The 20,564-nt window shown below is 61.9% G+C and carries 13 protein-coding genes, 1 tRNA gene and 1 pseudogene; 7 read left to right on the forward strand and 8 right to left on the reverse strand.

The window, feature by feature from the left end; genetic code table 11:
• The first annotated feature begins 528 nt into the window (after window positions 1-528).
• The 4 genes and pseudogenes from BMY06_RS28360 (at window position 529) to BMY06_RS28375 (ending at window position 3,828) form a co-directional block, all read left to right on the forward strand.
• Window positions 529-1,107 carry a TetR family transcriptional regulator C-terminal domain-containing protein gene (locus BMY06_RS28360; protein ID WP_074986639.1) on the forward strand — a complete coding sequence of 193 codons (579 nt, stop codon included), beginning with the start codon at window positions 529-531 and terminating at the stop codon, window positions 1,105-1,107.
• A 66-nt stretch (window positions 1,108-1,173) separates the two neighbouring features.
• Window positions 1,174-2,286: an alkene reductase gene (locus BMY06_RS28365; RefSeq protein ID WP_074986640.1), complete on the forward strand. Its 1,113-nt coding sequence runs from the start codon at window positions 1,174-1,176 to the stop codon at window positions 2,284-2,286.
• A 38-nt stretch (window positions 2,287-2,324) separates the two neighbouring features.
• Window positions 2,325-3,097 (forward strand): annotated as a pseudogene (locus tag BMY06_RS28370) (enoyl-CoA hydratase-related protein).
• Between the two features lie 68 nt (window positions 3,098-3,165).
• On the forward strand, window positions 3,166-3,828 hold the full coding sequence (locus tag BMY06_RS28375; RefSeq protein WP_065057945.1) for an NAD(P)-dependent oxidoreductase: 663 nt from the start codon (window positions 3,166-3,168) through the stop codon (window positions 3,826-3,828).
• 585 nt (window positions 3,829-4,413) lie between these two features.
• On the opposite strand, the gene BMY06_RS28380 is transcribed toward BMY06_RS28375, so the two are convergent.
• Complete coding sequence (locus BMY06_RS28380) at window positions 4,414-5,019, reverse strand: TetR/AcrR family transcriptional regulator (RefSeq protein ID WP_074986641.1); 606 nt, start codon at window positions 5,017-5,019, stop codon at window positions 4,414-4,416.
• A gap of 496 nt (window positions 5,020-5,515) precedes the next feature.
• On the opposite strand from BMY06_RS28380, the gene BMY06_RS28385 reads away from it, so the two are divergent.
• Together BMY06_RS28385 and BMY06_RS28390 are read left to right on the forward strand one after the other, a co-directional pair.
• A complete protein-coding gene (locus BMY06_RS28385; RefSeq protein ID WP_074986642.1) occupies window positions 5,516-6,961 on the forward strand; it encodes a carotenoid oxygenase family protein in 1,446 nt (481 codons plus the stop codon).
• A gap of 963 nt (window positions 6,962-7,924) precedes the next feature.
• A complete protein-coding gene (locus BMY06_RS28390) occupies window positions 7,925-8,926 on the forward strand; it encodes a restriction endonuclease (RefSeq protein ID WP_074986643.1) in 1,002 nt (333 codons plus the stop codon).
• A 384-nt stretch (window positions 8,927-9,310) separates the two neighbouring features.
• Here BMY06_RS28390 and BMY06_RS39730 read toward each other — a convergent pair.
• The 7 genes from BMY06_RS39730 to fdnG all read right to left on the reverse strand — a co-directional run bounded on the left by BMY06_RS39730 (window position 9,311) and on the right by fdnG (window position 18,566).
• Window positions 9,311-9,406: transfer RNA gene (locus BMY06_RS39730), tRNA-Sec, on the reverse strand.
• Window positions 9,407-9,450: 44 nt separating this feature from the next.
• Window positions 9,451-11,364 carry a selenocysteine-specific translation elongation factor gene (gene selB / locus BMY06_RS28395; RefSeq protein WP_074986644.1) on the reverse strand — a complete coding sequence of 638 codons (1,914 nt, stop codon included), beginning with the start codon at window positions 11,362-11,364 and terminating at the stop codon, window positions 9,451-9,453.
• Entirely contained in the window at window positions 11,361-12,866 is a 1,506-nt protein-coding gene (gene selA / locus BMY06_RS28400; RefSeq protein WP_074986713.1) for an L-seryl-tRNA(Sec) selenium transferase, read from the reverse strand. The genes selB and selA overlap by 4 nt, the downstream gene beginning before the upstream one ends.
• 14 nt (window positions 12,867-12,880) lie before the next feature.
• On the reverse strand, window positions 12,881-13,813 hold the full coding sequence (gene fdhE / locus BMY06_RS28405) for a formate dehydrogenase accessory protein FdhE (protein ID WP_065059525.1): 933 nt from the start codon (window positions 13,811-13,813) through the stop codon (window positions 12,881-12,883).
• A gap of 111 nt (window positions 13,814-13,924) precedes the next feature.
• Window positions 13,925-14,551 (reverse strand): formate dehydrogenase subunit gamma, encoded by a 627-nt coding sequence (locus BMY06_RS28410; protein ID WP_065059524.1) that lies wholly within the window; start codon window positions 14,549-14,551, stop codon window positions 13,925-13,927.
• The gene (fdxH, locus tag BMY06_RS28415) at window positions 14,538-15,485 is read right to left on the reverse strand and encodes a formate dehydrogenase subunit beta (RefSeq protein WP_065059523.1); all 948 of its coding nucleotides are present in this window, start codon (window positions 15,483-15,485) and stop codon (window positions 14,538-14,540) included. Before fdxH ends, BMY06_RS28410 begins: the two co-directional genes overlap by 14 nt.
• Window positions 15,486-15,494: 9 nt before the next feature.
• Window positions 15,495-18,566, reverse strand: coding sequence for a formate dehydrogenase-N subunit alpha (gene fdnG, locus BMY06_RS28420; RefSeq protein ID WP_080180677.1), 3,072 nt, complete (start codon window positions 18,564-18,566; stop codon window positions 15,495-15,497).
• A 322-nt stretch (window positions 18,567-18,888) separates the two neighbouring features.
• Here fdnG and BMY06_RS28425 point away from each other — a divergent pair, with 322 nt between their 5' ends.
• On the forward strand, window positions 18,889-20,331 hold the full coding sequence (locus tag BMY06_RS28425; RefSeq protein WP_065059520.1) for a YihY/virulence factor BrkB family protein: 1,443 nt from the start codon (window positions 18,889-18,891) through the stop codon (window positions 20,329-20,331).
• Window positions 20,332-20,564: the final 233 nt, after the last annotated feature.

Consider the following 20,564-nt stretch of genomic DNA (forward strand, 5'->3'; position numbering starts at 1 on the left):
CAGGTCGCATCACCTATCAAGCGCCCACACTTATCGGCTGTAAATTTTTAAAGAACAATTTCGTCTCAATCGCTTCGTTTTCGTTCGCAGCGATCAGCGAAGGAGGCGAATTATGAATGCGATCCGACCTCGCGTCAAGCATATCTGCAAAATAATTTACGCGCCCTCTCGAGGCTGCGTCAGCCTTCAAAAATTGCGGCAAATCGGTAGTAGGCAACTACATGACATAGAGTCACGCCCCCCCCGGGCAGCTACCGTATTACAGCGCGCCAGGCAACGTGCCTGGTACTTATCATCCACCCGGCTTTAAAGGCCCACGACTTCTCGCACGACGCATGCATTAGCCTGGGCGGCCAAGTCCACGCCACCTGGCTAACGGAGCGTCTAAGTCGCTTGGGGCGGTCAGCGACCATCGGCAGACGGACACAATGGTTCTCCGTCATCCACTCGCACACGCGCGGTTACACACTCTGTTGACAAATCAAGACGACCGGTCATATTATGCGTTCAACCTAGGAGCAAAGATCGATGGCCCGTCCGAGCATGAAGCAGGAAATCATTGAAGCCGGTCTTCAGACCCTTCATTTGTATGGATTCAACGGATCGGCGGTCGGCGACATCACTGGTGCGGCGGGCGTGCCTAAGGGCTCGTTCTACAACCACTTCGAGAGCAAGGACGCACTGGCCCTCGTCGCGCTGGACGCTTACTGGGAACGCGGCGCGGACCGGATCGCCGTGCTCGCCGATTCCAGCATCGACCCGGTCGAGCGTCTGCGCCACTATTTCGCCGCCCTCGCCGACTTCATCGCCGATAAGGATTTTCGCTACGGTTGCCTGATCGGCAATTTCAGCACGGAGTTGGCTTCGCACCATGAAGCGGTGCGAAGCCGCCTCGCGTCTTTATACGAAACCTGGACCCGCGCGATCGAAGCCTGCGTGCAGGAGACCATCGATGCAAAGCGCACGCCGCCAGCACTTTCCGCCCGCGACATCGCATCGTTCCTGCTGAATTCGTGGGAAGGCACGGTCCTCCGCGCCAAAGTGCAGCAGGATCGCGGTCCGCTCGACCTGTTCGCCAGCGTCATCTTCAGCACCCTGTTCAAATAACTCGCAAAAAGCCTTCGGGCTTTTTTTGCAGACCATCTAAAACGACCGGTCATATTGGAGTTCGGCATGAAACTGTTTGCGCCCTTCGCGTTGGGTCCGTTCCCTCTGAAGCATCGCGTCGTCATGCCGCCGCTCACGCGTATGCGGGCGGATGCCGATGGCGTGCCGTCGCCGTTGGCCGCGACCTACTACGGGCAGCGGGCCAGCGAGGGCGGACTGGTTATCGCCGAGGCCACGCAGATTTCACAGCAAGGCCAAGGCTATCCGCAGACGCCCGGCATCGTCACCGACAATCAGGTCGTCGCCTGGCAGCGCGTCACGCAGGCCGTGAAGGCACGCGGCGCGGTGATGTTTCTCCAGCTTTGGCACGTCGGCCGCATTTCCCATTCGTCGTTCCAGCGCAATGGTTCGCCGCCCGTCGCGCCGTCCGCCATCCAGCCCGCCGGCAACGCATTCACGAGCACGTTTGCGCGCGTGCCGTACGAAACGCCCCATGCGCTCGACGTGAACGAAATCGCGGCGATCGTCGCGGATTTCCGCAAGGCCGCAGAGAACGCGAAAGCCGCGGGTTTCGATGGCGTGGAGATTCACGGCGCGAACGGCTATCTCCTTCAACAGTTTCTCGAAGACAAGACCAACCACCGCACGGACCGCTACGGCGGATCGATCGAGAATCGCGCGCGCCTGCTTTTCGAGGTCATCGATGCTGTTGCCGACGTGTGGCCGCTCGAACGGATCGGGGTTCGCCTGTCCCCGTACTGCAACGTCGGTGACATTGCGGACAGCGATCCGCAGACGCTTTATCGATACGTCATTGGCGAGTTGTCCGAGCGGGGCATCGCCTATCTGCACCTGATCGAGTCGCAGACAAGTTGGGCATCCGCATCCGTGAGCACCACCCAGCGCGAAACGCCGAAGTCGATTGCCGCGCTTTTCCGCCCGTATTTCAAGGGCCCGTTGATCGCATCAGGCGGATTCACGCGCGAAAGCGCGGAGCGCACGCTCGTGGAAGGCCACGCGGATCTGATCGCGTTCGGCCGGCCGTTCATCGCGAACCCCGATCTGCCGGACCGTCTGAAACGTGGCGCGAGCCTGAACGAAGCCGATCAGAAGACGTTCTACGGCGGCGCCGAACACGGCTACACCGACTATCGGGAACTCGCCGAAACCGCGCTTTAAGCGCACTTCCACAAGCCCATCGCAATCGGAGACAGCAATTGGTCGAACACATAAAACAGGCACTTTCGCAGGGCATTCTCACGCTCACCATCGCGCGCGCGGACAAGAAAAACGCCTTGACCAACGATATGTACGGCGCGCTCGCCGACGCCCTGACGCAAGCCGAAAAAGACGACGCCATTCGCGTCGTACTCATTCAGGCAGACGGCGACATGTTCACCGCGGGCAACGACCTCGCGGAATTTGCCGAGCAATCCGCCGGAAACGGGCCGGAAGAATGCAGGTCGTTCGCTTCGTGCGCGCGCTCGCCAACGCGACGGTCACGATCGTCGCGGCGGTGAACGGCAAGGCGGTCGGCATCGGCACGACGATGCTGCTCCATTGCGATCACGTGCTGCTCGCCGACGATGCACAGCTCATCACGCCGTTCGTCAATCTCGCGCTCGTTCCCGAAGCGGCGTCGAGCTATCTGCTGCCGCTCACGATCGGCCATGTGAAGGCGTTCGAGATGTTCGCGCTGGGCGATCCGGTGGACGCCGCCACCGCGGTGTCATGGGGCGTCGCGAACCGCGTGGTGCCCGCCGCGACGTTGCGTGAGGAAGCGCAACACGTTGCGGAGCGATTCGCTTCGAAGCCAGTCGGTTCGCTCACGGCGATGAAGCGACTGATGCGCGACGCGGCCCGGATCACCGATCAGGTCAACAGCGAGCGCTTCATCTTCAGGAAGCGCCTCAAGAGCGCGGAAGCCAAAGAAGCCTTCGCGGCGTTCGCCGACAAGCGCAAGCCCGACTTCACGAAAATCTCGGGCTAACGCGTAACGTCCAACGATCATGCGGCGCAATTGCCGCCCGCATTCAACCGATCCATCCGGAAACGAACATGAAAATTGCCCTTCTCGCCGCGACCGGTCGCGCCGGTCTCACCATTCTTGCAGAGCTGGTCGCACGCGGCCATAGCGTCGTGGCCGTCGCGCGCAATCCTTCGAAGCTTCCCGAGCCGCTTCCGGGAACCGTGCAGGTCGTCCGCGATGATCTGGGCGATGCCGAGCGTCTCGCGCAAATCATTGCGGGCGTCGATGCCGTCGTCAGCGCGTTTGGTCCCGCGACCAGCGATCCGCGCTTCACGACCGACACGAGCTACACCGATCAACTGGTTGAAGTCACCGAACGGGTCATTGCGGCCGTCGATCAAGCCGCGATCCCGCGTTTGCTCGTCGTCGGCGGCGCGGGATCGCTGCAGTTCTCGCCGGGCGTGCGTGTGCTCGAATCCGGACATTGGCCCGCGCCCTACGTGCCGATCGCGACTTCGCATGTGAAGGCATTCGCCGCGCTGCGTGCATCGACGATCGACTGGACCTATTTCAGCCCGCCGATCCTGATCCAGCCGGGCGAACGCACCGGAAAATTCAGGCTGGGCAAGGACGATCTGATCCGCGACGCGGACGGCAAGAGCCACGTCTCGTTTGAGGATTATGCGGTTGCAGTAGTCGACGAACTTGAGCAGCCGCAGAACCGCCGCGCGCGCTTCACCGTCGGTTACTAGCGCGGCCTTACATGCCAATCTATTTGCCGACGATCTTAGTCTGCGGGTGTCGGCGATTCTGCTGGCTCTGCGTGGCAGGTCGGCAAATGAAACCTCTCGTCTCGCGGCTTTCATGAAGCCGCGGGCAGTTGAATGAACCGATGTGGACCGCTTGCCAACGTATACCTGCCGCTCAGGTTTGCAGGCCACGAAGCCGGCTCGGGGTTTCGCATGAAAGGCCGCGCCCACGGCAAGCGCCACGCCTGGTCGTCGGGCGCTAGTCGGCCATGAGCCGTCGTTGCCAAGCTGTCGTTTGGTGGCAGCTTTAGGCTTTGCAGCCGACATCGTAATTTTGGTTTTCGTCTGGCGAGCGAAGAGCTCATCAACGTCCAATAATGGACTACCGTCAGGATTCCTTTGCACGTCACGTTGACGCAATACGAACGGCCGGGTTCTCACTGCAGCGAAACCATGCGGCAATTGGCTCAAGGTCTAAGTCATCTTTATACGGACTGAGCCCCGGGCGCCTCATGGAATCTCCATCATCACTATCGCCTGCCGGTTTGCGGCATTTCCGAATCCTCAGCAGCCTGGACTTCGCCGGGACTAGGGATTCGCGTAGCCGTGCAAGAACGCCGACACCGCCGACGCAACAGCCTTCTTCAATCTGATCTCGTTTGGCTGCCGTTCAACACACCAAAGCTGGCGCTCCAGAATTGACGACTCACACAAAGCCTTAAAATGCAAAGCAAGCGTCGTTGAATCCACCGGCCTTATAGCTGAGTTTGCCAATAGTTCGTCGAATACCCGGATGAGCGCTTCGATCGTTCGCTTGGGTCCGTTTTCATAGAAGATCCGAGCAAGGTCAGGCAGTCTCCTGGCTTCACTGATGATCAGGCGATCCAGCGCGACCACGTTTGGCGTCGTGATCAGCCGAAGAAACTCAAGACCAAGCTTTGTCAGCGTCTTCTCAATGTTCCTCCCGTCGACCGGGACATCAATCAGTCGCTCAACGGCACTACGGCCCGCTTCAACAACGAAAGCCTCGAACAGTTCTTCTTTCGATGCAAAGTAGTTGTACAACGTGACCTTTGACCCACCGACGTCGGCCGCGATCATGTCCATTGAAACTGACGAAAAACCACGATCGACGAAAAGTCGTCCAGCTGATTCTATGTAAGCAAGTCGTCGGCTTTCTGTCTTGACGCGCAATTTCTATCTCGCATGCAATAACTGTACCCCATCGTACATTTTTATTGACCTCACGTCCAGGCCACTTATAACAGTGCACATTAGTACAGCTTTGTGGCCGTTCATGCCGACCTTAGCAACCGGTTTTCTAGCTGTCCATCTCTCCTCGCCGAGCAGGTGAAGTCGTGACAAGTTCTCCCCCTCCTCTCCGCCCACGCATCGACACCTGTGTCCTTCGCGCGTCATACGAATTGCGCGGCACTGCTCGCCCGGCAGCAGCGGCTGCATTCGGTCGGCCGCAGGGGCTGTTGCAGGCCATGTCTATCGGTGCAGCACGAACCGCGTCCGTATCCGTTCTGACACCTACTTGCCATGAGACACGCCTGGTGGAAGGCGCGCCAGACGAACAGACTGCCCGACATATCTGTACTTAATCGTACATTTATGTTGACTTTACCTCCGCCATTGCCGATCATATGTGTACGGTCAAGTACAGTTATGTCGAAGGGAGAAAGTCATGAGTTCGCAGTTTCCGAGCACACCCGAATTCGTCGGGCTTTATCAGCCAAGCCGCGTTGAGGCGGATGTGACGGACCTTGAGGTCGAGGGAACACTGCCAGACTGCATCAGCGGCGTTTTTTACCAAGTGGCGCCGGATCCCCAGTACCCGCCGATGCTCGGCAACGATATCTTCTTCAACGGTGATGGCGCCGTTTGCGCCTTTCGCTTTGATCACGGAAAGGTCAGCCTGAAACGGCGGTACGTTCAAACCGACAGATTGCGCGCGCAACGCCGGGAACGCCGCTCGCTCAATGGCGTTTACCGAAACGTCTTTACAAACGACCCGCAGGCAGCCCAGAACAACAGTACGGCAAACACAACCGTACTGAAGCACAACGGTGTCTTACTCGCGATGAAGGAAGACAACCTCCCATACGCGATGGATCCGGACACGCTCGAGACCTTTGGAGTGTGGGACTTTGATGGGCAAGTGCGATCTGCGACATTCACCGCTCATCCAAAAGTGGATCCCGAAACCGGCGATCTGCTCTGCTTCGCCTATGAAGCCAAGGGCGACGGCACTCCTGATATTGCCTACTTTGAGATCGGCGCATTCGGGGAGTTGAAGCGTGAAGTGTGGTTCAAGGCGCCGTACGCTGCGATGATTCACGATTTCGCGATCACCGAACATCATGTTGTCTTCCCTGTTATCCCTTTGACTGTCGACGTCGAGCGAATGAAAAACGGCGGCCCGCATTTTCAGTGGCAACCAGACCTTCCGCAATTGTTTGGAGTTCTTCCGAGGCTCGGTTCTGCTGACGACATTCGTTGGTATTACGGTCCGGCAAATGGGTTTCAAGGTCACACGCTGAATTCCTTTGAAGAGGGGAGCCGCATTCACGTGGACATGCCGGTGACGGGAGGGAATGTCTTTTACTTTTTCCCACAGGAAGACGGCTCTGTTCCGCCACCAGAAACGCTTAAAGCGTCATTGATGCGCTGGACTTTTGATCTGGACGCCACGATCAATAAAGTCGAGCCCAAAGCACTGATGGACTTTCCGTGTGAATTTCCACGCTGTGATGAGCGCTATACAGGGCGGCCGTATCGCCACGGATTCGTTCTCAAATTCGATCCAGGTTTGCCGTTTGACGGTGAAAACCTTGGTGCTCCACCCTTCCAGTTTTTCAACGAGATCGCACACGTCGATGTTGTATCGGGCGATACCGAAGCATGGTTCGCCGGGGACGCAGAGTGCTTACAAGAGCCGATTTTCGTTCCACGGAGCCCCGACGCACCTGAAGGCGATGGGTTTGTGATCAGCGTTCTTAACCATCTTCGATCGCAAACAAGTGAACTGGTGGTGCTTGACGGAATGAAGATGTCGTCGGGACCTGTGGCACGGATCAAGATTCCATTCCGGTTGCGCATGTCCCTGCATGGCAGCTGGTCCCCTCTTTGAGGGAAACCGATTAAGCCGCTTCTATTGAAATTATCACAAATGGAAGCGGTAAATGAGAGGAGGCCACAACATCATGAGTCGCATAGCATCCATAGGAATTTTACTGTTAGGCAGTACATTTTTTACAAATGCTTCGTTTGGCGCACCCGGGCTGGAGCAGACGGGTACGCCTATACAACAGTCGACTACGGCCACGCAGATCGAAGTACCAGCGCCCAGCGTTTCTGTCAAAGCCAGGGAAAGCCCGTCTCAGGAAGAACGCGAACGACAGAAAGCGAGGCTTGAAGAAAACGTTCGCACAATTGTCCGGTACGCGAGAGGCTTTTGATAGAGTTTTTTTAGCACAGCGCCTGCGAGCGTCAATCGGCAAGGCGTGGCTTGCCCAGCACCGGCTTCCTGGCGATGTGCGTGACAACCGGTCATGATGCTCCCGAAGCCCGACCAGATGTCGCTGGTTCTTGAATCGATCTACAGAAAGCTTTCGCGTGTTGATGCGTGCAACGCAGTAAATTTTCCTTACCACAGCCTGCATCCAGCACCAAATCATCGGCAGATAAATTGTCAGTTACGCTCCGGATAAATCCAAAATCCTTGCGACGTGAAAGCGGATTGAGATAGCGGTGATTACGATGCGCGATTGTCGAAAAAAGAAAGGGATGGTGGTTCGTGTTGGTTATGGCTCTCTTGCGAAAAGGAATTGATGAGTTCTTTCAATATCGTTTCGCAAAGAGCCTTCATACACGGACCCCCCAAATGTTTTCATTTTTTACCTTGAGCGCGAGTCTACGCCGTTTACCAAGGGACCAGAATTCCTGAATCGAGTGACCGCTTTGGGAGTTTTCGAATGGCTGGTTCGGGTCGACATCGCGTGTTCGATTTGAAGTCAGCACAGCGGGCATGGGTCGGAACTTATCTCTCGCCTGATACACTTGCTCGGAAACTGGTAAGAAAGAGGCGCATTTAATGACAACAATGTGGATGGTACGAGCGAAAGGCGGTCTGCTGTACGAAGAGTTCCGAGAGAAGGCCGTTGCCGCCATCGGTTGGGTACGAATCGCTGAAGAAGCGAGCAAGGGCGCGACGCGAGAGCAGTTGGCCGACGCTTACCGAGAGGTTTCACCTGGCACCAAGGAGGGAACCATCATCGCGGGCGTGTCACAAGTGTATCGGTTCATCCATGAAATCAAGAACGACGACTGGGTGGTAACGTATTCGACCGAAAATCGGACGTATCTCGTGGGGCAGGTAAAAGGGCCTTGTGAATACCGCCCTGAATGGACAGACTTGAACATGGCCTTAGCACGGCCGGTGGCATGGTTGCAAAAAGAGGTAGATCGCGACTTGCTCCTTACTGGCAGCAAGAACAGTCTTGGCTCGGTTCTGACGATATTTAAGGTACCGGAGTCGGCGCAGAGAGAACTACTCGCAATCGCGAAAGGGGCGGTCCAGATACCTCGACCGACAAGCGATGAACTCGTTGAGGTCGAAGTCAACGACCCTCTGCGACAGACTGAAGTTATCGCGTTTGAGCGCATCAAGGACCAAATCAACAGACTCGATTGGGACGAAATGCAAGAACTCGTTGCTGGCATCCTACGGGCGATGGGTTACAAGACCCAAGTGTCCCCTGCAGGTCCTGACAGAGGGAAGGACATCCTCGCTTCCCCGGATGGCTTCGGATTCCAACAGCCACGCATTGTGGTGGAGGTAAAGCATCGCGATGGAAAGATGGGAAGCGCACAACTCCGAAGCTTCCTTGGCGGCAGGCATAAAGACGACCGAGGCCTTTACGTCAGCACCGGTGGGTTCACGAAGGATGCGCTGTATGAAGCCGAACGGGCGGCGGTTCCCCTCATGCTCTGGAGCTTGGACGAACTTGCACGAGCACTGACGGACAACTATCAGACCGCTGATGCCAAAACCAAGCAACTGATGCCGCTGCGATACTTTTACATGCCGGCGTAGATTCGGTGCAGTGAGGCGATTATTTCTGCCATGCGGACGCGAGAGCCGCGATAACGCCAACGCTGTGGAGCGGGATCTGCTTCATTGTGCAGCAGACCTAGTCCGCGTCAAGTAGATCCCCTATCGATATGCGGGCGAAGGTACGGCCGGAAACCGGCCACCGAGGACAGCAAGGCGTCGCGTTTCGAATTAGCTCGGTCGTGATTGACGACGCGCATGACCTCTTCCGTGCAAGAAGAGACAGAGCGGCACGCCGTCGGTGAATTGCAGAGATGGGTCGCGCTCAGTCGCACGGCGCGCGTACTCATACCATGTGATATGAAAGAAGAAGATCGCCGCCCTGTTCAGCAGCAGCAGCGCGATTCTCACGCGACCAAAAAAAATTGGCGGAAAGCAGATGGAGTCGAACCATCCCGGGAACGGCTGACGTCCCCAACCGGGTTTGAAGCCCGGCCGCACCACCCGATGCGATTGCCTTCCTGTGACCACTCAACCTGCCAATGTCATCGCCCTTTGACCATATTTCACAGCCATTCATGCATACGGCTATCGGGTCTCAACACATGCAGTTCGCGCTGGAAACGAGTATATCCAACGCGATCGAAGAACTCCAGAATCTGAATCGCGCGTTTTCTCCCAAGACCCGACGCATCGCGAAACGCGGCCGCGCCCACGCCCTGCTCCTGAGCGAGCTTTGCCACCAGACGCGCAAGCTCATGCACGACATCCTGATCGTAAAACAGATCACGCACAATCTGATAAAGCCTGCCCAGCCGCGCCAATTTCCGCAACAGCGCGCGCACCTTTTCTTCGGATTCCTGCACGTCTTTCGCCAGATCGCGCACCCACGGCGGATCGTAGCGGCCTAGCGCGATCAAGGGCATGAGGCGCGCGGCCAAGGCTTCCTCCTGCGCATCCAGCGTCACCGCATGCGAGGGCAGATGCAGCCACGGCCCGCTTCTCGCGATACGTCCTTCGTCGACGAGCGCATCCACCGCCGCGCGCCAGACCGTATCGCTGACCAGCGGCGCCGCCATGCGCCGCAAGCGCGACGCGTCCGGCCCCTGCTCGTCGGGCGAGCGCGCATGAAAATCGCCCAGCACCTCGACGATGCGCGCCGCGAGACGCGTCCAGTGATCGCGCGCGAGCACGACCGCTTCCTCGGTGCGTCCTTGCGCGGCGATCGTCACAGCATCCGCGGGCAATGCGAGCGTATCGGCGGCCTGTCCGGTTAGCTGCGTGAGCGTCTCGAACGCGAGACCGCGCGGCGCTTCGGCAATCAGCGCATCGATGCGTCCTTCGTCGAGCCACACGCGCAACGCGTCGAGCCACGCGCACCGCTCCGGCGTGCGTCTGCGCCGCGACGGACCGAACGGATCGAGCACGCGCCCGCCGCCCACCGTGCGGCTCGCCTGCGCATTGCGCACGATAAAACGGTCGCCCGGCAGCGCATGCAGCGGCGCGTCGAACACGAGTTGCACGCGCGCCGTTTCGCCCGCGCCCAGCGCATCGCCGTCGAGCAGCGCGACGTTGGCGACGCGATGCGTCGTCACCAAATGGACGTGCAGCGGCGACCAGTGCGTGAGCGTGATGCCCGCATCGACGAGCAGATGCAGTTCGACGTCGAGACGCGTCGCCGTTTGCGCAAGCCGCGCGTCGACGATCCAGTCGCCGCGCGCGATCTGCGCCTTGTCGATGCCCGCGAGATTGAGCGCGCAACGCTCGCCCGCGCGTCCGGTGTCGGCGGCGCGGTTTTGCGCGTGGATGCTGCGCACGCGCACCGTTTCGCCGGCGGGCGCGAGCAGCATGGCGTCGCCGGTCTGCACGCGTCCCGCGAACACCGTGCCGGTCACCACCGTGCCCTGCCCCGTCAACGTGAATACGCGATCGACGGCCAGCCGGAACAGGCCGTCGTCGCGGCGCGCCTGCCACGCGGTCGCGCGCTCACGCAGGAACGCATCGAGTTGCGCGACACCCGCGTCGCCGGGCTGCGTCGCGTTCGTTTCGAAGCACGGCGCGCCCGCCAATACGCCCGGCGCGAGCCACGCGTCGATTTCCGCGCGCACTTGCGCGAGCCGCGCGGCGTCCACGCGATCGGTTTTGGTCAACGCGATCGCACCGTGCGTGACGCCCAGCAATTGCAGAATCGCCAGATGCTCGCGCGTTTGCGGCATCACGCCGTCGTCGGCGGCAATCACGAGCAGGGCGAAGTCGATACCGCACGCGCCCGCCGCCATCGTATGCACGAGTTTTTCGTGGCCCGGCACGTCGATGAAACCGAGCACGTCGCCGTTCGCGAGCGGCGTGTACGCATAGCCGAGTTCGATCGAAATGCCGCGCGCCTTCTCTTCTTTAAGGCGGTCCGTGTCGACGCCGGTCAGCGCGCGTACGAGCGTGGTCTTGCCGTGATCGATATGCCCTGCCGTACCGACGATCACAGGCGCAGCTCCGCGAATTGCGCGATGAAGGCCGCTTCGTCCGCGCCTTCGACGCAGCGCAGATCGAGACGCAAGGCGTCGTCGGCAATGCGGCCGATCACGGGACGCGGCAGCGCGCGCAACGCGCGCTCCAGCTTGAGCAACGCGCGCCCGCTGCCGCCCTTGCCCGCGTGGCGAATCGCGAAGCCGCTGCTCGGCAGCAGATCGACGGGCAATGCGCCGCTGCCGATCTGGCTGAACATCGGTTCGATATTGGCCGTGTAGCCGTCGCCGAGCGCGCGCTGCAAAGCAGGCAATGCGCGCGTGGCGGCGTCGTGCATCTCCTGCGCGGGACGCGTGAGCAGACGCAGCGTAGTGAGCCGTTCACGCAGCAGTTCGGGCGCGCGATAAAGCCGCAGCACGGGTTCGAGCGCGGCGAGCGTGAGCTTGCCCACGCGCAGCGCGCGCTTGAGCGGATGCTTCTTGATCTTCGCGATGAGTTCCTTGCGCCCGACGATCAAACCGGCCTGCGGTCCGCCGAGTAATTTGTCGCCGCTGAAGGTCACGAGATCCGCGCCCGCTTCCACGGTTTCGCGCACCGTGGGTTCGGCGGGCAGGCCCCATTGCGTGAGGTCCGCGAGCGTGCCACTGCCGAGATCGACCGCCACGGGCAAACCATGCTGACGCGCGAGCGGCGCGAGTTCGTCGAGTTCAACGATCTTCGTGAAGCCACTGATCGCATAGTTGCTGCAATGAACTTTCATCAGCAGTGCGGTGCGTTCACTGATCGCAGCCTCGTAGTCTTTCAGATGCGTGCGATTGGTCGTGCCGACTTCGCGCAGACGCGCGCCCGCGCGGCTCATGATGTCGGGAATGCGAAACGCGCCGCCAATCTCCACGAGTTCGCCGCGCGAGACGATCACATCCTTGCGCGCGGCCAACGCCGAGAGCGACAGCAGCACCGCCGCCGCATTGTTGTTGACGACGGTCGCCGCTTCCGCGCCCGTGAGTTCGCAGATGAGTTCGTCGATCAGATCGTCGCGATCGCCGCGCTTGCCGGTCGCCAGATCGAATTCCAGATTCGCGGGTTGCGTGAGCGCCTGCACGACGGCGCCGACCGCTTCGTCGGGCAATAACGCGCGGCCCAGATTCGTGTGGAGCACGGTGCCGGTGAGATTGAACACGGCGCGCAGCGCGCTTTGTGCGCGCGCCTGCAAGGTGGTCGAAGCGGCGGCGATCACGCGGGCGATGGAAAACGGCGCGGCGTCGGCGCTGGCGTTCGCGTCGGGTTTCAAGGTGCCCGCCTGCGCTTCGCGCCGCCAGCCGTCGAGGGTCGCGCGTATCGCCGCGAGCACCTGCGTGCGCCCGTATTCGACGATCAGCGGTTGCGCGTCTTCAGACGCGATCACGCGTTCCACCGCAGGCATCTGCGCGAGCATCGCGTTGAGCGCGCGCGCATCGGTCGTGCCGGACTCGCCGGACTCGTCGGACGAAGCCCCGTGTTGCAGTTCCGTTTCGCTCATGGGCGGCGTGGGCGTCATTGCTCGGCAGGCGCTTCGGGATACAGCAGCGGATTCGCACTCGCGCGCCGGTAACCGGCCTCGCCCATCAGCAGGTCGAGCGTGAGGCTGGCGAGATCGTCGGCGAGCGGTTCGAAGTCGAGGTCTTTGTCCTGATAGCCGATCTTGCGGTACGTATGGCATTCGTCGCACGATTCGGCCTTCACGGCGTCACTGCCGCCTTCGATGCCGTGATACGCGATGCCCTTGGTCGAATCGCAGTTCGTGCATTTCACGCGTACCACGTGGTGCTCGGTGGCGCACAGGCTGCATTGCGTGAAGCGATACCCCTGCAACGCGCCGCCCACGCGCACGATGCTCGCGACCGGCGGCGTGCCGCACACGGGACACACGCCTGGCGCATCGACATACGGCACGTCGCGCGTGTTCAGGCGGCTCGCGAGATCGGTCCAGACCACTTGCAGCGCGGCCATGATGAACGGCGCGGTGGCCGGCGACACTTCGGCGTGACGCTGCGCGAGCAGCGCGTCGGCTTGCGCGTCGAGCTGCGCGTCGCTCATCGCGCGCAGGCTGTCGAGCACGTTCGCAAGCGCGGGCGTGACCGCGCCCGCCGCTTCCACGCGGTCGGCGAGACGGCGCAGCACCTCGCGCCATTGCGGATCGCGTTCGCCGCCGAGCGCGGGCAGGATCGGCATCGAATGGCGTTGCGCGTGATCGATGGCCTCGCGCTCGGGCATGCGTGCATCGAAATGATCGAGCGCCTGCTGCTGCGCGTCGACGAGCGCCGCCATCAGACGCATATAGCCGCCGATGGGATTGTGATCCGCGAGCTTGCGCAGCCGCGCGGCGCGTTCCTTGAACAGGGTGCCGCGTTCGGGCAGACGAATGCGCGGAATCGCGGAAGGATCTTGTGCCTGAATCTGCTCAGGGTCGAGAATGCGTTGCGTCACGGCGAGTCTTCTCCCACACCTACTCCGACAAACAAAAAGCCGCCGCGCCTTCGCAGGCGGGCGGCTTGCCGGCGGCGCGCGCCACGCGCCATGCGCGAGCGCACGCGCGCCTTATTTGATGCTCTCGCGGAACCAGCGCGGATGATGCTTGCGCGCCCAGCCCCACGTCACATAACCGCGCGTCATGGCGCCGATCGAACCCTTGACCCACAGCGCCGCATAGATATGCACGACGATGGAGACGATCAGCACGAAGGCCGCGGCCGCATGCACGACGGAGGCCACGCGGATCACCGTGATCGGGAAATAGAACGAGAAATAGCGACGCCAGATCACGATGCCGCTCACGAGCAGCAGCACGAGGCAAACCACCAGCGTGAAGAATAACAGCTTCTGTCCCGCATTGTATTTACCGATTTCCGGCAGCTTGTCCTCGCGGTTATTGAGCACGTCGTCCATCTGTTTGAGCCATTGAACGTCGGCTTTGTCCAGATAGTTGTGATGCCAGAAACGCAGCGCGAGAATCATGAACGACACGAACATCACCAGGCCGATGAACGGATGCAGAATGCGCGTCCACTGACCGCCGCCGAACAGCGCGGAGAGCCAGAACATCGCCGGATGAAACATCGCGAGGCCGGAGAGCGCGAGCAGCACGAACGTGATCGCCGTGATCCAGTGATTGCTGCGCTCGTTGGCCGTGTAACGCTGGATCAGACGCGGTTCAGAATCGTTCATCGTTGCGCTCCTCGGGAGGTTCGCCGCGGGACTCGCGAATGCGCCGCGCTTCGTCCACGGCGGCCTGTTCGTCTTCGGCATGCGTTTCGTTCGGGCCGATGCGCGTGTAGTGGAAGAAACCCGCCAGCGCCGCGACCGCGATACCCGCGAGCGCGAGCGGCTTGGCGAGGCCCTTCCACACACGCACGAGCGGACTGATGCGCGGATGGTCCGGCAGACCGTGATAGAGCGACGGTTTGTCGGCGTGATGCAGCACATACATCACGTGCGTGCCGCTGACGCCCGGCGGGTCGTACAGCCCCGCGTTCTCGAAGCCGCGTTCCTTGAGGTCTTCGATGCGCTCGGCCGCGTGTACTTTCATGTCCTCCTTGGTGCCGAACACGATCGCGCCCGTCGGGCAGGTCTTCACGCAGGCGGGCTCCTGGCCCACGGCCACGCGGTCGGAACAAAGCGTGCATTTATACACGCGATGTTCGGTCTTCGAGAGCCGCGGAATATTGAACGGACAACCCGTGATGCAATAGCCGCAACCGATGCAGTTTTCCTCGTGAAAATCGACGATGCCGTTCGTGTACTGCACGATCGCGCCCGGCGAAGGACAGGCCTTCAGGCAACCCGGATCCTCGCAATGCATGCAGCCGTCCTTGCGGATCAGCCATTCGAGGTTGCCGTCCGGGTTCTCGTATTCCGTGAAGCGCATCACGGTCCACGAGTGCTCGCTGAGATCGCGCGGATTGTCGTACACGCCGGTGTTGATGCCGACTTCGTCGCGCAGGTCGTTCCATTCCATGCAAGCGGTCTGACACGCCTTGCAGCCGATGCATTTGGTGACGTCGATGAGCTTCGCGACCGCGCCCGTGACGGGCTCGCGCACGCCCGGCGGCGGCGTGGTGGTGGCCGAGAGGCGTTTGACGTCGAGTGACTGTAGTGCCATGTTCCCCCCTTAGGCCTTTTCCACTTTCACGAGGAAAGACTTGAACTCGGGCGTCTGCGAATTGCCGTCGCCGACGGGCGGCGTGAGCGTATTCGTCAGATAGCCGGGTTTCGTCAGTCCCGTGAAGCCCCAGTGCAGCGGCACGCCCACGGTGTGCACCTTCTTGCCCTCGATCGTGAGCGCCTTGATGCGCTTGGTGACCACGGCCACCGCGATCAGATAGCCGCGGTTGCTCGACACCTTGACGCGTCCGCCGTCGACCACGCCCACTTCCTTGGCCAGCTCCTCGCCGATCTCGACGAATTGCTGCGGCTGGATGATGGCGTTCAGCCGTGCGTGCTTGGTCCAGAAGTGGAAGTGCTCGGTGAGGCGATACGTGGTCGCGACGTGCGGGAAGTTCTGCGCGGTGCCGAACGTCTTGCGGTCATCCGGGAACACGCGCGCCGCCGGATTGCTGGTGGCCTGCGCATTGTTGGGATGGAACGGGTTGTAGCCGAGCGGATTCTCGAAGGGCTCGTAATGCTCGGGGAACGGTCCTTCGTTCATGCCGTCGCGCGCGAAGAAACGCGCCACGCCCTCGGGGTTCATGATGAACGGACCCATGCCGAGATCAGGCGCTTCATCGACCTTGTAGTCGGGCACGTCCGCGCCGGTCCACGCCGCGCCGTTCCAGCCGATCAGCTTGCGGGTGGGATCGAACGGCTTGCCCGCCGTATCGCACGAGGCGCGGTTGTACAGAATGCGCCGGTTCACGGGCCACGCCCACGCCCAGTTGAGCGTCTGACCGATGCCGGTCGGGTCCGAGTTGTCGCGCCGGCCCATCTGGTTGCCCGCCTGGGTCCACGCGCCGCAGAAGATCCAGCAGCCGCTCGCGGTCGTGCCGTCGTCCTTCAGTTGCGCGAAGCCGGCAAGCTGCTCGCCCTTCTTCACGAGCACCTTGGTCGCGTCCTTCGGGTCGGTCTGATCGGCGAGCGCCTTGCCGTTGTATTCCTTCGCCAGTTCCTCGGGCGTGGGACTCGCGGGATCGGAATACGGCCAGCTCAGCTTGACGATCGGATCGGGCAGCTTGCCGCCATCCTTCTGATACGCCGCGCGAATGCGCAGGAACAGTCCGGACATGATCTCCAGATCGCTCCGCGCCTCGAACGGCGGCTCCGCGCCCTTCCAGTGCCATTGCAGCACGCGGCTCGAACTCACGAGCGAGCCGTTTTCCTCCGCGAAGCAGGTGGTGGGCAGACGGAACACCTCGGTCTGGATCGACGCCGTATCGACGTCGTTGAAGTCGCCGTACTTCTTCCAGAACTCGGACGTTTCGGTCGCGAGCGGATCCATGACGACGAGCCACTTGAGCTTGCCGAGCGCGGACAGCGTCTTGGCCTTGTCGGGCGCCGACGCAATCACGTTGAAGCCCTGGCAGATATAACCGTTGACCTTGCCCTGATTCATCAGCTCGATGGTCTGCAGCAGATCGTAGGGCTTGTCGAGCTTGGGCAGCCAGTCGTAACCCCAGTTGTTTTCCTGGGTCGCGTTGTCGCCCCACCACGCCTTCATGAAGCTCACGAAGAACGCGCCGTAGTGCTGCCAGTAGCTCAGCTGATTGGGCCGCATGGGCTGCGAGGCGCGCTTCTTGATGTAGCCGTCGTAGTCCTGCTCGGCCTCGCTCGGGAGCGTCATATAGCCCGGCAGCAGGTTCGACATCAGCCCGAGGTCGGTGAGACCCTGGATGTTCGAGTGCCCGCGCAGCGCGTTCATGCCGCCGCCCGCAATGCCGATGTTGCCCAGCAGCAGCTGCACCATCGCGCCGGTGCGGATCATCTGCGCGCCGATCGAATGATGGGTCCAGCCGAGCGCGTACAGAATCGTCCCGGCGCGGCCCGGCACGGCGGTGCTCGCGAGCATTTCGCAGACCTTCAGGAATTTATCCTTCGGCGTGCCGCAGACCTTCTCCACCATTTCGGGCGTATAGCGCGAGTAATGCTGCTTGAGCAGCTGATACACGCAGCGCGGATTCTGCAAGGTGTCGTCGGTCTTCACGAAACCGTCGTCGCCGATTTCGTAGTTCCACGACGCCTTGTCCGGATACGCGTGCTTCGCCGGATCGTAGCCCGAGTAGATGCCGTCGTTGAACGCGTAATCGTCGCGCACGATGAACGAGAAGTCCGTGTAGTTCTTCACGTACTCGTGCTGGATCTTGTCGTTCGTGAGCAGCCAGTTGATGACGGCGCCAAGGAACGCGATGTCCGTGCCGGTGCGAATCGGCGCGTAATAGTCCGCGACCGATGCCGTGCGCGTAAAGCGCGGATCCACCACGATGAGCCGCGCCTTGCGGTGCGCCTTCGCCTCCGTGACCCACTTGAAGCCGCACGGGTGCGCCTCGGCCGCATTGCCGCCCATCACCAGAATCACGTCCGCATTGCGAATGTCGACCCAATGGTTCGTCATCGCTCCACGGCCAAACGTCGGGGCAAGACCTGCCACCGTCGGGCCGTGTCAGACACGCGCCTGGTTGTCGAATGCCAGCAGGCCCATCGAGCGGGCCACTTTATGCGTGAGATAACCGACTTCGTTGCTGCCCGCCGACGCGGCCAGCATGCCGGTGGTCAGCCAGCGGTTGACGGTCTTGCCGTCCGCCGTTTTCTCGACGAAATTCGCGTCGCGGTCTTCCTTGAGCAACTTCGCGATGCGGTCGAGCGCCTCGTCCCACGAGATGCGTTTCCACTCGTTCGAGCCCGCCGCGCGGTATTCCGGATACTTGAGCCGGTTCGGGCTGTGGATGAAGTCGATCAGGCTCGCGCCCTTCGGGCAGAGCGTGCCGCGGTTGACCGGATGATCGGGATCGCCCTCGATGTGAATGATGCTCGCGGTGGCGTTCTTCGCGCCGTCGCCGAGACCGTACATGAGGATGCCGCAGCCTACCGAACAGTACGGGCAGGTATTGCGGGTTTCAGTGGTGCGCGCCAGTTTGTATTGTCGGACTTCGGCAAGTGCGTCGGCGGGCGCGAAGCCCATTAACGCGAGGCTGGATCCTGCCAGCGACGTCGCCGTGACCTTGAGGAACTGACGCCGGGACATCTGCAACATGATTGCGTCCTCGGCTTTCTGGTTGTGGGTCGTTTCAGTATAAGACGTTTTGGGCTCCGGATCGCGCGAGATGCACCGCGCGCACAGGTGCGGCGCGCCCGGGCACCCAGCTTGCTATATTCGTGTGACGAGCGCGTGGAGCCGCCGGCCGCGCCGGCGCTGGCGCGAGGCGCGCCCGCGGCGGGCGACCGGGCCGGATCTGCGGGCTGCCGAAGTGCGGTTCGCGCGGCATCGGTTGCGTGTTCCGCCACAGACCGGGCGCCACTGCCGCTGGCCGCATGCCCGTCACCTTGTCTTCAGGACGAACCGCGAGACGTCGATCATGGCAACTATTTCCTCCGAGCGGCTCGAAACGGCCGCACGCAAAGAAGCGTCGTGGGCCGTGGGCGCCTGCCGCCAGTTCATCGCCGACCGCTGCCCGTCGCTCGCCGCCAGCATCGCCTTCTATTCCGCGTTCTCGCTCGCGCCCACGCTCGTCATGGTGATCGCCGTGGCGGGCTGGTTCTTCGGCGCGGATGCCGCGCGCGGCCAGCTGTTCCGCGAAGTCCACAACGTGCTCGGCAACGACGCCGCCGCCGCCATCACCACCATCGTGCAGAACGCCCATCGCGCGGGCGACGCGGGCGGCGTGGCCGCGCTGATCTCGCTGGCGATGCTGGCGATCGGCGCTTCCGCAACGTTTTCGTCGCTCAATTCCGCACTCAATATAGTGTGGCCGCTGGAAGGGCCGCGCGCCTCGTCGGTCATCGCGCTCGTGCGCGTGCGGCTGATCTCGTTCGGCCTCGTACTGGGCGTGGCTTTTCTTCTGATCGTTTCGCTCGTGCTCGACGCGGGCATTACCTTCGTCGGCCAGTGGCTGATGGGCGAGTCGACGTACTTGATCATCGGCAACATCGTGCAACTGGTGGTCGGGCTGCTGGTGCTCGCGGTCGCGTTCGCGGGATTGCTGCGCTTTCTGCCCGATGCGCCCGTGCTCTGGCGCGATGCGCTGGTCGGCGGCCTCGTCGCGGCGGTGCTCTTTTCCGTCGGCAAGAAACTGTTCGCGCTCTATCTGGCGCACGCGGGCATGGCCACGGCGTTCGGCGCCGCCGGTTCGCTGGCCGTGCTGCTGATGTGGCTGTACTTCTCGGCGGCGGTGCTGCTGCTCGGCGCGGAATTTTCCGCCGCGCGCGGCCGCCTGCACGATCCGCGCGGCGCGTGGGGCATGCTCGAGGAAACGCCGCCGGGCAGCCGTGCCAAGCTCGCTTCGGTGCTGGCCGCGTCCACCATCGCGCCGATGCGCGAAGCGGCGGCAGGCTTGCAGACGGCGCGCGCCGCGGCGGCGGAAGGTGCGAATGGCGTGAAAGGCGTGAATGGAGTGGTCGGGGCGGGTGGCGTCGGCAGCGTCGATGGCGCAACGCTCGATGCCGCGGTCGGCGCCGCGCCGCCATATGCCGCCGCCGTCGCTGCGAGCGTGCAACCCGGAAAAACGCCGCGCCCGGCCGATGCGCCGCTGCACGCGATCGGCAAGGCCCGCGCCACGGGCGGCGCCTTTGCGCGCCTTCACGGCGGCAGCCTGCAGATCCGCCGCTCGGTCGTGCGCATGGAAGACAGCGCGACCTACGCCGCCGCTTTGACGCTGGTCCAGGCCGGTCGCACGGTTGCGGCCGCCGATCGCTATGTCAAACGCCATCCCTGGAGTTCGGTCCTGCTCGTCGCGAGCGCGGCGGTCGCCATGACCGCCGCCGCGGGGCGCCGTCACGCCGGCGTCCATCGCAAGGACTGAGCCAGGCGGCGACCTCGCGCCATCGGCTTCACGCGCCCTCCTTCCCGCACGCCAGACGGGCGCTCGACCGGTACAACCTCACGCCTTTGCAGCGCAACCAGGGCACATCCCTAGTTGCACCATACTTACCCGTAAACCGCATTAGGCGAGGTTGCACATTTCGCGACTTGTATCAGAAACGACAATAATGCAGAGTCAACAATCCAATATTTCATTATCCGGAATAATCGCTC

This window comes from Paraburkholderia tropica, from assembly GCF_900109265.1.
In the GTDB taxonomy this organism is placed as follows: Bacteria; Pseudomonadota; Gammaproteobacteria; order Burkholderiales; family Burkholderiaceae; genus Paraburkholderia; species Paraburkholderia tropica.

Bases quoted from the DNA above. Each gene is read 5' to 3' on its own strand.
- BMY06_RS28375 (WP_065057945.1), top strand. From the start codon at position 3,166: ATGAAAATTGCCCTTCTCGCCGCGACCGGTCGCGCCGGTCTCACCATT.
- BMY06_RS28385 (WP_074986642.1), top strand. From the start codon at position 5,516: ATGAGTTCGCAGTTTCCGAGCACACCCGAATTCGTCGGGCTTTATCAG.
- fdxH (WP_065059523.1), bottom strand. From the start codon at position 15,485: ATGGCACTACAGTCACTCGACGTCAAACGCCTCTCGGCCACCACCACG.
- selA (WP_074986713.1), bottom strand. From the start codon at position 12,866: ATGAGCGAAACGGAACTGCAACACGGGGCTTCGTCCGACGAGTCCGGC.
- BMY06_RS28360 (WP_074986639.1), top strand. From the start codon at position 529: ATGGCCCGTCCGAGCATGAAGCAGGAAATCATTGAAGCCGGTCTTCAG.
- BMY06_RS28410 (WP_065059524.1), bottom strand. From the start codon at position 14,551: ATGAACGATTCTGAACCGCGTCTGATCCAGCGTTACACGGCCAACGAG.
- BMY06_RS28365 (WP_074986640.1), top strand. From the start codon at position 1,174: ATGAAACTGTTTGCGCCCTTCGCGTTGGGTCCGTTCCCTCTGAAGCAT.
- BMY06_RS28425 (WP_065059520.1), top strand. From the start codon at position 18,889: ATGGCAACTATTTCCTCCGAGCGGCTCGAAACGGCCGCACGCAAAGAA.
- BMY06_RS28390 (WP_074986643.1), top strand. From the start codon at position 7,925: ATGACAACAATGTGGATGGTACGAGCGAAAGGCGGTCTGCTGTACGAA.